Raw genomic sequence first — 12444 nt, 5'->3', positions numbered from 1 at the left:
CGCACCACCCCGTCAGTAGCTGAACAGGAGGGACAGCTGATAGAAACAGAAGCCACTGGAGCACCTCAAAAACACCATCATACACTAAATCAGTAAGTTGGCAGCATCACCGGTTTATTGTATTCGATATTCATGCTGATCCAGGTTTCTACCTCGCGCATGGCGTCGGGGTTGGACTCTTCGAGGTTACCGAGATCCAGTTCGGTGTCGTTCTCAACCGTCAGTAATGCATGAATTTCACGGGAGATGTCACCGTTAAAAGGCCGCAGCATCTTCAGCTTGCCGAAGGTGTTTTCAATCACGTAACGGCAGGCTTCATCGACAATATTCGATGGCGTGGAGGATTTTTTCGGTAAGCGCTCACCAATCGCCCAGACATCTGCTTCTGCAAGTAGTGATTCCAACTGAACACGGAGTAATTTTTCCCGGTTGCTGTTTTCACGCGCTTTTTCTGAGAGCAGGGTTGCCTGTTCCGGACGTTGCCCGGCGTTATCTTTGAGGAACTTTTCAGTCTGGACGACTAAATCAATATCGCTCCAGGTACGGCCCTCTTCCGGCAGACGAATCAAAATACAGCCGTCGCCTTCTGACGTATAAGGGCGACAGGTCGCATCGCTGTTATAGAACGAATAGGTCGGATCTTTAGGGGTCAGGATCTTCACCACCAGATCGTTAAGCACTGCACCGTCTAATGGGTGCCCGTTCAGGAAGCGGCTGATATCAAAGTCTTGCTTGTTAGCCGGATAACGATATTTACGGCTTTTCAGAATGTCATCAAAGATGATCGATGCCAGTTTTTTGTTGATCGCAGAGAAATCGACATCAACGTTACGGATCTCGTTTTCGATCTCTTTTTCTTCGTTGGTCAGGAACACATATTTATCTTCAACGCGCGCAATGAGCATCAGGCGTTCAAGCGTGTTCAGACTTTTTTCGACCCGGCGGCGCAACTCAACTTTATCGGCATCGATCCTATCGATAGACAATGTGACCAGGTTATCCAGGGTGCTTTTCAGCGTTTCCACATAACGGATCAGGAACAGCGTTTTCAGCAGGTTGCCATCGAACTCATCAAGAATGCCATTCTGGCAAGCCTGAGTTATGGTGCGGCTAACGGCAGGTTCCAGGAAGCTCTCAATGGCGGCATAGAAGCGCCAGAAAGGCACCAGAGAATCCAGCCCTTGCGCTGAGATTTGCTGTGCCGCCGTCTGGAATGCCTCCAACTGAGAACGCTCACCCATGGCCAATTGTTTACCCGCTGCACCTTTCGTCCGAATAGATTCAAACACTTTTTGCAGAATCTGATAGTGCCACGGGACAAACGGGTAGTTGTCAACGAACTCTTCTTCGCTGGTAAAAGGACGTAGTGCAGTAGTTGTTGTAGGGTCAAAAGCCAGCTGGTTACGCAGGATATCGCCTTTCTCTTGCCACACTTTTGCCAGCGCCGCTTTTGCTTCGTCAGTCTTTACCAACAAACGTTTCTGGATAACTTCTGATGTGTTAGAGCTGGAAAGTTGCAGGCGTGTAGAGAAGCGCCCCTGGATCTTGGAGAAGTCCTGTCCGTCGCGACTGCTCATACCACCGATTGCCGCATTGATATCGGCCTGCGAAGTCACGATAACCCAGGCGCGGCCACCGCAGATTACCCCAAGGTTTTCAGTAATAGTCTGCAGCTTCAGCATCATTTGCGTATTTTTGCCAATGAACTGACCGACTTCATCCACCATAAAGAGGATGTTCTTACCGTTGTCATCCAGCCACTCTTTTACCCACTGGCAAAAATTATTGATATCCAGCGGGAAGTTTTTGTCGAGTTGTTCCACCCATTGGCGGGAGGCTTCAAGACTCTGCTGTGTGGCCTGGCTTAACGCTTGTGCCATGTCATCGCTGATGAAGTAGTAAGCGTCGCGCTCGTCTTCCCAGCGCGAGCCATTGATATCGGCAAACGCGGCTTTAAAGGTTTCATACTGACCGCGTTTATCCAGCTCGCGCTCAAGATGGGCAATATGCGGAAAATCAGCGCAGTATCCAATACGTTCGTTAAAGACTTTCAGGAAGACTTTAAGAATGGCATCTTCTTTGTCATCTACGTTGGCACGCGAATCAATATTGAACAGAATGACTTCAGTCGGGTAATGCACCGCTTTGTTAATATCGGCAAGGAATAATGCATCTTTGATTTTATCTTCAAAGAAGGAGTAAGCATTACGTTCCGTACCGTTATGTGTAACTTTGCGGTTAGATAAAAGATAAGAAAGAATCTTAATAAAGTGCGATTTACCTGAACCGAAGAAGCCTGAAACCCATACGCCGATCTTGTTTTCCATACGGATCCGTTCCGGGCTAGTGGCAGGAACATAGGATTCGAAGAAATGGCGAAGATGGTTTTCCAGTTCGCGGGTGATGACATATTCATCTAACTCGATGTACGCGCTGGCATCATCGGTTTGCTCTGCTTTGACTACCCCGTTTATATTTCGTTTTAGAGGTTTTTCAAAAATCTGTTCAATATTCATTGTTATGCTCTTCATTGAGGATTCAATGTTGCTGCGGGTCCCGTATCTGGTACCAGTCTGAAAGCGCGATAATAATTTTGTGAACCGGTGTCTGTGAGCGGGGAAAGGTTGTACCCGCTGTAGGTGCCAGGATAAAACATCAACAGTGGGGTGAACCCCATGACATCCTGCAAGGCACTCATCAGTTCATGACCGCGTACTAATGGCCAGGCGTTGCCCATGCCGGTAAGAATGACAAAATCCTGGGCAGCCAGATCGACTTTTTTCGCAATAAAATCAGCGATCTTTTTTTGATTTAACGGACCAGCAAGCTGCTTTTTCAGCGTCTCGGTACCCACTTTGACTTCCTGCTGGCAGACGCGCTCGAAAAGGCCGCGTTCATTGAGCATATCGATGATGATTTGGAAGACATTCAGACAGGCAAATTTATGGTCCTTTTCCAGATGACGGAGCAGATATTTCAAATGCTCCCGTACCTGCAGTTCGCACTGCGCGGGATAATCAAAGATCCAAAAACCAATTTCATTTCCGGAGCCGTTATTTTTGAGGAAGCGATCTTCGTTAATGCGACTCTGGATTTGAGACAGGCGATATTCAAGAACGGGATCTATCACCGTTTTCCCTCCAGAATAGATATCAAGTCCTGTTGCCCCAGGCGCTGTAACACTGCCTGAGTTTCCGGTAAAAGGTAAACTGCCTGCAGGTTACGTCTGCGGGGCGTATCCACATAACCCGCTTCAGCAAGCGCCTTCACCAGATTGTTTCCCATTTTTGCAATAGATGAATCTGAGTAGCTGGCGAGTACCGGATGTTGGCGAACCTGGCTATTAACAAATTCGTTCCAGCTATTGCCAGGCAACTTTTCCTTGAACTGCCTGCGCAGATCGTTCACCACTTCAGCCAGAAAATCCTTAACTACCGGCGAATGTAGCGTCAGAGCCACAAACAGAAGTTGCTGGCGTTCCCGCTCGCTACCTTCGGCAATCAATGTCCACGCGCTTTTATCAAGCGTGTTCAGGCGAAGCCTGATTGTTGCCGCGTAACGTTTTGCGGTATTAGGAGAAGAGGCTTGTAAAATGTTGTGGCCAACAATTTGCTCTTGCCATGTCTGTTCATCGGGATCGGTTAGCAACAGCTCGGCAATGACGCGGCTTTCCCTGCTCATGAGCGGCCCGCCCAGCAAGTCTCCTATCCATGCCTTGTCATTTTTAATCATCGAAAAACCCTCTGAAGACTGGAATGCAGCTCGCAAAAAACAAAAAGTGATTGTAATGGGGGACTGGGCGAGATGCCATGAGAAAAGGCAATTTGTGAGAGGGATGATCGCGTTATGTACAACACATAAACGGTTTTGGCGAGAGTCATGCTTTAGCCATTTCTATCAGTGAGACTGGAAATTACCCTATATCATTCCCATTGAATGCATCAGCTTAATCGATTACAGCTCAGGAAATAAAATTTTAACTGTGTTAAAGTCCCTGTGAAATTAGTTAAAAAAGGAAGATAAACGTGGCGCTGTACAATATCGCAAATAAAGAACTACATGCTTTAGAAAAAACGACCTTTACTTTGGAAGGATTACAGGAACGTTATGATTTACAGGAAGCAATCAAAAAAAATATAGATATTATTGCTCCTGATTGTCTGGTGATTTCCGAAGAGTTTTCTGACTGGGAAGATAGCCGTCGGCGAATTGATTTATTGGCAATCGATAAACAGGCAAATTTAGTGGTTATCGAATTAAAACGTGATGAAACGGGTGCGCATATGGAGTTACAGGCACTACGATATGCGGCGATGATTTCCACAATGAGTTTTGCGAAAGCATGTGAATATTTCCAGACGTATTTGAAAAAACAAAACTGCGATGCCGATGCGAAAGAAAAAATACTTGAATTTGTTGAGCTGGATGAAACTGAGCTTGTTGATTTTGGTAAAGATATCAGAATCGTTTTGGCTTCATCGGATTTTAGCAAGGAACTGACTACCACTGCGATTTGGTTAAGAGATAAGGGGGTAGACATTCGATGCGTTCGTCTGACGCCTTATAGATTTAATGATGATGTTCTGATCAATGCAGAGCAAATCATACCGGTTCCTGAATTGGAAGAATATCAAGTTAAATTTCGTGAAAAACGTGATGAGCAGCTAATTAGCAGTCAGAAAAAAGAGAAGGACTATACGTGGTATATTTATAAAGATAAAGAACTTAATAAGCGTAAATTAGCGCTTGAATTATTACGAGATTGGATAAATCAATTTAATCCTGCAAGTTATAATGATCTAATAAATGGGTTAAGTGAAGACTTTAAAAAACGTACGGTTATGCTTGTCGATCAGATACCAGAGAAGCAAAAGAGTCGCTATCATATCAATGAAGATGCGTTGATTACACTTCCCTCTGGTGAAATTGTCGCCATTTCTAATCAATGGGGTATTGTTAATATTGAACTCTTGATTGAGTTTGTACGGCAAAATGGTTTTGTTGTTGAAAAAGCTGAACAATAAATTTTGATATTGCTATAAAAGTCTATATTGAAAAATGGGGAGAACATTTGTAGCTTTTAATATCTCAATGCAAGAGATGGCAATATTATGGGGGCGCGGTATTATCAACCTCACCCCCTAAAAACCTCTTTCCGATGCCACTCTACAAACCCCTCAAAAGGGTAATTTTTACGCACCTGCGGCAACGCAATAGTTTTCCCGTCAAAATCCCAGAATAGTTTCTCAACGATCCCTCCGCCGTTTACCGCATCTGATACCAGCACCCGCATATTTTCATCCAGGCCAATCGATCCTTTATCAAAGGCTTTATGGTGTATTGCACAAAGCGCCAGACCATTAGGAATTTCACAAGGACCGCCGTGCTGTTTCCATTTTATATGCGCCGCTTCCAGCGCGACGGTGGTGTCGTCGTGGCGCATATTAAAGCCACATATCGCGCACTGGTATTTATAAGCGCGTAATACATTTTTGCGAAATAACGGGTCGCGCTGTTTACGGATTTGCTGGAGATCAAAACGCAGCTCGTCAGCAATTTCTTCCTGAATACTCTCGGTGAAGTGCGCTTCGAGTATCTGTTGCGCCAGAGTATTGATAAGTTTTTTATTGCCGGTTACCAGGGCGTAGTGCTGTTCATCGAAACCGCCTGCAACGTGGTATTCGTTCAGTTCCTTCACTGGCGGTTGTCGGCTGCTCCCTGCTGTTGAGCAAAGCTCGGCATTGTGTAATTGCCAGAATCCGTCGCCTTGTAATCGCCAGAACGGCATATCAGGTCGGTACTGTGAACGCTGCGGCCCAAAACGTTCCAGTAAACTGTGCAGAGGTTCGTAGATTTCCGAACCATAATCGAAAAGGCGTGGATGTCCATTCAGGTATCCCGCTAATACGTATAGCAATAACAATGGCTTATGCGGCGCGCGCTGTTCACCCTTGTGCCAGATTTTTATGTTGGCAATTGCCTGCTGTAGCGATTTACTGGAAGCCATTGATATCCCTGGCAGTGAAATAATTGCGATCATGCTCGCAAATTTTCTGCTGTTCAAGCCTGCAAGTGAAGATATATTACTTTGATCTCATTTGTTTTTTTGCTGCCTGTGTGCCCTAATTGCCATGCGATGTTGCACTGACGCAAACCACCGTTTATGCCGGAGGAGTTAAAAGCGTTGATGGATGCGAATAAATCAAATTAATGAACGCTCACCTTTCGCGCCAAAACTGCAAAATTGCTTCTACAAACCTGTCAGAAATAATCCCCCGACGGGCTGCCGCGCTGAAATGACTGCTTCGCAGTGCCGTCGTCCAGTTCTCCGGTGACCGGTACGCTGAACCGTAATATCCCGTGCTTAAATCGTCCGGGTCTTCATCAGGCGCGTTCGTCAGTCCTCTTTCACCTTGTTGCTGGAAGTCGACGAAAATAATATTGGCTAAAACATTATTTTGATAATTGCCATAAATAACTTCATACGCATGAGGGAAATTTTCTTTCCAGTACCAGGTGGTATCGCCGCAAAACCACGGCGCGTCAGTAATATTATTCAGCTGAGAATGGTATTGTTTTAGATCCCTACGAAAGGCTTCAACCATATGATTAAAGTGTTGAGGGTGTGACGCGTAGTCACTGGTCATTAAGTCAAATTCGCCTTGCATCCAGCATACGCCGAGGAATTTGTTCTGCGGATTTTTTGCCAGTGCGGCTCGCGTTCTGCTGACTAAATCCTGGTACAGCGGAGTATCCGTTCCCCAACGACAAGCATCATGGCTGGCTCCGTGCCGTTCTGAATATGTCCCCTCGCTGCCCGCGGTAAAAGCCGATCCGCCACGGCAACACGGAACGATGAGAACCCCTGCATTATCAGGAATAAAGGGCAGTAATTTCCGTGCTATATGCAGTGCTTGGCCAACGGTGCCGTACAGTGTTTGATGATTCGTTGCCAGAGGATGGTGATAACCTAGCATATCCTGAACATCGTGTGGGCAGTGAGTCAGTGGAATAATGTCGTTAAAGTGACATGACGGGCCTCCGGGATGCGTATGCGCAAATCTCGCTAATTGTTTAATTCTGGGATGAGGCGCATCTTCCCCGTCCGGTAATGGCAGTCCTTCGCCATACGCCATGGCATTAGACTGACCAGCAACGGTAAGAACATAGTAATAATCGGGCGATATTATTGCGTTCATATAATTTTCGCGTAATACAAATGACAAATTGATAGCAGGGCCCCTTTACCGGGGCCCTGAAGCGTTAGTTTTGTACTGTGACTTTATTATCCTTCACAGAGATCAAAACTGAATCAGTCACCGCTTTGCCGCCTGCAGTTTCACCGCCAATAATTAATAAACTATTATTCCAGGGCAATGATACTCCGTAGGCCCGACCTTGCGATAATTCGCCCGATTTATCCCATTTCCCGTTATGCCAAAGATGAATATCAGTGCTATATGATTTTTTCAGGCCTTCATGCGCATAGTTCTTACCGTTCTGGTAATTTTCTCGTGAACCTTTGAATCCGGCTCCTCCGGCAAATATAAGAGAATCATTGCTTATCCCCGCAAAACCGCCAGCGACGCCATCTGGTGATGAGACGGGAGCAAGCCTATTCCATTTTAAATTATTACCGGTGAAATCAAGTTCAAATACGGCATCCGTTCGTAATCCTGGTTTGGCTTCGCCATTAATAAGCCAGGTTTTATCACCTTTATTCACAACCGCCGCACCAGCCGTTCCGTACCAGGGAGATTCGCCAGCGTAACTCCATTGTTGTGTTGAGGGATCAAAAGACAACAGAAACTTATTGAAGAAATAATCTTCTGCTTTTTTGTCAAAATAGTGGGCATTGATTTTATCTATAGCGGTTGAATCTTTTCCAGCTTCGTTAAGATCTTCAAAATAGCCATTGAAGATATTCTGGTTAACACCGCCAGTAATATAAGCCTTGCCGTTGTGTACAAATGTCACATGACCCGCCATGCCCATCGGTGCGTGCGACATCAATTTAACCCAGCTATTGGTTTTGGGGTTGTATTTGTGTACGTCATTAAATACCTGAGTCAAGCCCTCGCTGTTTTTGCCAATGCCGCCAAACACATACAGATTGCCATCAATAAATGCAGAGGTTGCTTGATCTCTTGGTCCACCAGGGAATGCAGCTAACGTTGTCCATTTTTTATCTTTGGCCTGTGTATCCAGCTTGTACCATGCTGTACCTGCGCTACCTAAACCAATGTAGACAGTGTCGTTATCAATTGCTCCGGTACCACTTTTAAATGGCACAGGAGTTTCCGGTAATACAGACGCGTTTGCGGCAAATGAAGCCATTATGATAGCAAGCGCCGTTATTGTTTTATTCATTGTGACTGTCTCCTGTCTACTACAGTTTAAATGACACACCAATGCGATAACTGTTTTCCGATAAATTATCTCTGCCGTTGTAAACACCCTGACGGTCAAGGTAGTCATATTCTATGTATGGCGTAATATCGGGCGTCATATGGTATTGTAGAACAAATGCATTTTCCGTCGCCCATTTCTTGTGGTTTGCATAGCGATAATCGTTCTGTTTGCTGTATAGCGTGGTTTGCCATGCGAAGGTGAAATCACTATTAATATGGTAAGTGACATATCCATCCCAACGATGAACGTTATCACGAGACATATCACCGGATAAGTCTTGTTGTCGGTAAGCTTTCCAGTCGTAACGATAGCGAATGCCAAAATTAAGATCTTTTGTCGCGTCCCAGGACAGTTTTACGTAGGGTCCGTAGCGTGTGCCGTTGCTGCTAAAATGCGTTAACATTCCCGGGCGCACCGTCCATTGATCATCAAGTTTAATCGCGTAATTAACTTCAACCTGAACATCATTGAGTGCGGCATTTTTCTTTTTATTATCATGAATGGTATTCCAGGTATTACTTTCCATACTTGCCCACCATCCATTTTGCCATCCCTCACTGACTTTGAGTCGAGTCTCATAGGCGTGGCTTCCACTACGATATCCACCACGTACGTCCAGTGTCGCAGCCTGAGAAATTAATGGTGACGAAAAGCACAGTAATAATACGCCAGAAAGTATTTTAGCCTTTTTCATAAATTTCACTCATTTGTAGGATACAGAAAGCAATACAAAGCCCGCATAAACAATTAGCATTTATGTTGTGTAATATTTTTTGCCAGGCTTATAGTGTCTTTGGCAACGGGTAACTGTATTTTATATTTTTTGTATAAGGTCTCCTGTGAAAATTCTCTTTTCACATTATTTAAATAAACAGAGATCCAGATTAAATACCTGAGTATAAAATCTCTTCTGATGTTTAATTGATTTGAATGTTCGTAAGTTATATCACTTACTCAATCCATTTTACCCGGAGTCATAAAATAGAGTGTCTGTTGATCTCATTTTCATATTCCTTTCAGACTGAAGTGCGTTTTCATCACCCGATGAGAAAGAACTGAAGCGATGTTTGCCATAGATTGCACGATGCCCTGTCTCATTGACTATCTTGGTGCACCTTTATACCTGTTATACCAGATCAAAAATCACGCAATCCATACAACAAAACCAGATTTGCAATTCGTGTCACAAAATATGTCGATCTTTTTCTAAGAGGAAGATGCCATGTGAAGCCAGACGAACACTTGTGGTGGTCTTCAAAAACTAAAGATTTTCTTTTAATTATATGTTTTATAAATAATTTATTTAGAATCTAAACAAAGAAAGCTTTGCAAGCTAACTCAGTGAGAGTGGTGAAAATAAGGGTTTACCCGCCATCAGGCTGAGCATAATTCTCATCATGAAATATGTTTCCTGGTTTGTGGCTTGTAACTGGTCACTTCAGAAGTCGATCTGGAGAGGCTTGTTGATGTTGGTGTTTTCAGGATGATGTTTCACTTAGTTTGTTTGCCGTATCGCCCGGCGAATGGCTGTGATTGAGGAAGGTTTAAGTCGCAGTGACCAAAGCCATATTTACCAGCGAATGTAGATGAAAAAATCGTCTCCTGCGTTCCCCCATATCTCCAGGATAAAAAGGAATGTAACAATCTCATGGCTTAAACTGACGAACCAGCCAGTAATAATCGCTAGGGACCTAAGAATTAGCTTGATAATAGCCACTAAGAAATTACTGTGTTCCATGAAATAGCCATTTTGTGGCAAATGGAGTTGACTAATAATGTCATATGTGAGACGGCTAGTTGAACGAATATTAAATTTTGCTGAATTTTTTATGTTGATTTTACTTGTTACAGAACATATCACATGATATATAGATAAGATTAGTTGCATTAATGATGAGGGTTATTATTAGATTCGTATCAGATTGATAAATATATAAAGGTACATAGCATGCAAGAGCATGGCGTTTGTATGGCAACGTTATTATAATTAACTGTTGCTACTCCATTTAAGTTCACTCAGAAGAACTGGTCCACTTACGTTAGTTATTAAGCAAACGTTCGCTTTTATAAACATAATCAGGATAAAAATGTTGAATTATTGCTAACCCAGCACAGCTAGTGCGCGTCTGTAATTATAAGGGAAAAACGATGAAGAATAAGGCTGATAACAAAAAAAGGAACTTCCTGACCCATAGTGAAATCGAATCACTCCTTAAAGCAGCAAATACCGGGCCTCATGTAGCACGTAATTATTGTCTGACTTTGCTTTGTTTTATTCATGGTTTCCGGGCGAGTGAAATTTGTCGATTGAGGATTTCGGATATTGATCTTAAGGCAAAGTGTATATATATCCATCGATTAAAAAAAGGCTTTTCAACAACGCACCCGCTATTGAACAAAGAAGTTCAGGCTTTAAAAAACTGGTTGAGTATCCGTACTTCGTACCCGCATGCTGAGAGCGAGTGGGTATTTTTATCGCGTAAGGGGAATCCGCTTTCTCGGCAACAGTTTTACCATATTATCTCGACTTCCGGTGGTAATGCCGGGTTGTCACTGGAGATTCATCCGCACATGTTACGCCATTCGTGTGGTTTTGCTTTGGCGAATATGGGAATAGATACGCGACTTATCCAGGATTATCTTGGGCATCGCAATATTCGTCATACTGTCTGGTATACCGCCAGCAATGCAGGGCGTTTTTACGGCATCTGGGATAGAGCCAGAGGACGACAGCGTCACGCTGTTTTATAGAGATAGTTGAGATACCAGGGATGGTGTTAAAAACTACATTATTCTTACGATATATCAAAAATGATTAACCATTTATTAATTGATGTTATTGTAAGTATGATTCTTAATTATCATAATAAACATTAAGTTAACCATATTCATACAAAATACAATGATTTATGTTCTTCAAAACAAATAAACAAAATCATTCATAAATTTACACATCACTTAAACTCTCCTGTTTTCGCACTTTTTTCTTTATTTTTTAAGCAACTGGAAGTTAATCCACTGCAATCTATTGTTATATTGAATCAAATCAATGAAAATAGATGTTATCACATCAGTGATATTTTATTTTTGTATGATATTTAATGTAATTGACTGATAGCCACATCACTTCGTGTGTGGTTATCTTTTTATCTATTGGGCTAATTTTGACCGATTGAGGTTTCCTATAGGTATTCATTCAAATATATCTCAGTCAGGAGTACTACTATTGTGAGTAAACGTCGTTATCTTACCGGTAAAGAAGTTCAGGCCATGATGCAGGCGGTTTGTTACGGGGCAACGGGAGCCAGAGATTATTGTCTTATTCTGTTGGCATATCGGCATGGGATGCGTATTAGTGAACTGCTTGATCTGCATTATCAGGATCTTGACCTTAATGAAGGTCGAATAAATATTCGCCGACTGAAGAACGGATTTTCTACCGTTCACCCGTTACGTTTTGATGAGCGTGAAGCTGTGGAACGCTGGACCCTGGAACGTGCTAACTGGAAAGGCGCTGACCGGACCGACGCCATATTTATTTCTCGCCGCGGGAGTCGGCTTTCTCGCCAGCAGGCCTATCGCATTATTCGTGATGCCGGTATTGAAGCTGGAACCGTAACGCAGACTCATCCTCATATGTTAAGGCATGCTTGCGGTTATGAACTGGCGGAGCGTGGTGCAGATACTCGTTTAATTCAGGATTATCTCGGGCATCGAAATATTCGCCATACTGTACGTTATACCGCCAGTAATGCTGCTCGTTTTGCCGGATTATGGGAAAGAAATAATCTCATAAACGAAAAATTAAAAAGAGAAGAAGTTTGATTTAACTTATTGATAATAAAGTTAAAAAACAAATAAATACAAGACAATTGGGGCCAAAACTGTCCATATCATAAATAAGTTACGTATTTTTTCTCAAGCATAAAAATTTTAAAAAACGACAAAAATCATCTAACTGTTTGATATGTAAATTATTTCTCTTGTAAATTAATTTCACATCACCTCCACTATATGTAAAGCTAACGTTTC

10 protein-coding genes and 2 pseudogenes are annotated in these 12444 nt (G+C 43.2%); 4 read left to right on the top strand and 8 right to left on the bottom strand.

Annotation, left to right across the window (positions count from 1 at the left end):
* The 4 genes and pseudogenes from ACJHX3_RS07665 to ACJHX3_RS07650 form a co-directional block, all read right to left on the bottom strand.
* Positions 1 to 56 (bottom strand): IS1 family transposase (locus tag ACJHX3_RS07665; protein ID WP_097491765.1); only part of this gene is annotated, 56 nt, incomplete at its 3' end.
* A gap of 45 nt (positions 57 to 101) precedes the next feature.
* Positions 102 to 2516, bottom strand: a pseudogene (brxC, locus tag ACJHX3_RS07660) (BREX system P-loop protein BrxC); the annotation flags it as partial.
* 11 nt (positions 2517 to 2527) lie between these two features.
* Positions 2528 to 3130: a DUF1788 domain-containing protein gene (locus tag ACJHX3_RS07655; protein WP_000566901.1), complete on the bottom strand. Its 603-nt coding sequence runs from the start codon at positions 3128 to 3130 to the stop codon at positions 2528 to 2530.
* Entirely contained in the window at positions 3127 to 3729 is a 603-nt protein-coding gene (locus ACJHX3_RS07650; protein WP_077907039.1) for a DUF1819 family protein, read from the bottom strand. The genes ACJHX3_RS07655 and ACJHX3_RS07650 overlap by 4 nt, the downstream gene beginning before the upstream one ends.
* Before the next feature lie 296 nt (positions 3730 to 4025).
* Here ACJHX3_RS07650 and ACJHX3_RS07645 point away from each other — a divergent pair, with 296 nt between their 5' ends.
* A complete protein-coding gene (locus ACJHX3_RS07645) occupies positions 4026 to 5024 on the top strand; it encodes a hypothetical protein (RefSeq protein WP_001240354.1) in 999 nt (332 codons plus the stop codon).
* Positions 5025 to 5134: 110 nt separating this feature from the next.
* Here the strand turns inward: ACJHX3_RS07645 and ACJHX3_RS07640 are convergent, their stop codons facing one another.
* Positions 5135 to 6007, bottom strand: coding sequence for a phosphorothioated DNA-binding restriction endonuclease (locus ACJHX3_RS07640; RefSeq protein WP_032343444.1), 873 nt, complete (start codon positions 6005 to 6007; stop codon positions 5135 to 5137).
* A gap of 99 nt (positions 6008 to 6106) precedes the next feature.
* On the opposite strand from ACJHX3_RS07640, the pseudogene ACJHX3_RS07635 reads away from it, so the two are divergent.
* Positions 6107 to 6211 (top strand): annotated as a pseudogene (locus ACJHX3_RS07635) (HNH endonuclease); the annotation flags it as partial.
* Between the two features lie 7 nt (positions 6212 to 6218).
* Here ACJHX3_RS07635 and ACJHX3_RS07630 read toward each other — a convergent pair.
* The 3 genes from ACJHX3_RS07630 to nanC all read right to left on the bottom strand — a co-directional run bounded on the left by ACJHX3_RS07630 (position 6219) and on the right by nanC (position 9106).
* Positions 6219 to 7199, bottom strand: coding sequence for a sialate O-acetylesterase (locus ACJHX3_RS07630; protein WP_032343445.1), 981 nt, complete (start codon positions 7197 to 7199; stop codon positions 6219 to 6221).
* 64 nt (positions 7200 to 7263) lie between these two features.
* The gene (gene nanM, locus ACJHX3_RS07625) at positions 7264 to 8370 is read right to left on the bottom strand and encodes an N-acetylneuraminate epimerase (RefSeq protein ID WP_032343446.1); all 1107 of its coding nucleotides are present in this window, start codon (positions 8368 to 8370) and stop codon (positions 7264 to 7266) included.
* A gap of 19 nt (positions 8371 to 8389) precedes the next feature.
* Positions 8390 to 9106 carry an N-acetylneuraminic acid outer membrane channel NanC gene (gene nanC / locus ACJHX3_RS07620; protein WP_072007340.1) on the bottom strand — a complete coding sequence of 239 codons (717 nt, stop codon included), beginning with the start codon at positions 9104 to 9106 and terminating at the stop codon, positions 8390 to 8392.
* Between the two features lie 1454 nt (positions 9107 to 10560).
* On the opposite strand from nanC, the gene fimB reads away from it, so the two are divergent.
* Entirely contained in the window at positions 10561 to 11163 is a 603-nt protein-coding gene (gene fimB, locus ACJHX3_RS07615) for a type 1 fimbria switch DNA invertase FimB (RefSeq protein WP_094321726.1), read from the top strand.
* Between the two features lie 477 nt (positions 11164 to 11640).
* Complete coding sequence (gene fimE, locus ACJHX3_RS07610; RefSeq protein WP_000044700.1) at positions 11641 to 12237, top strand: type 1 fimbria switch DNA invertase FimE; 597 nt, start codon at positions 11641 to 11643, stop codon at positions 12235 to 12237.
* Positions 12238 to 12444: the final 207 nt, after the last annotated feature.

The organism is Escherichia sp. WS1265, assembly GCF_046487585.1.
GTDB classification, from domain to species: Bacteria; Pseudomonadota; Gammaproteobacteria; order Enterobacterales; family Enterobacteriaceae; genus Escherichia; species Escherichia coli.
This window is presented reverse-complemented; position numbering and strand designations above follow the sequence as displayed.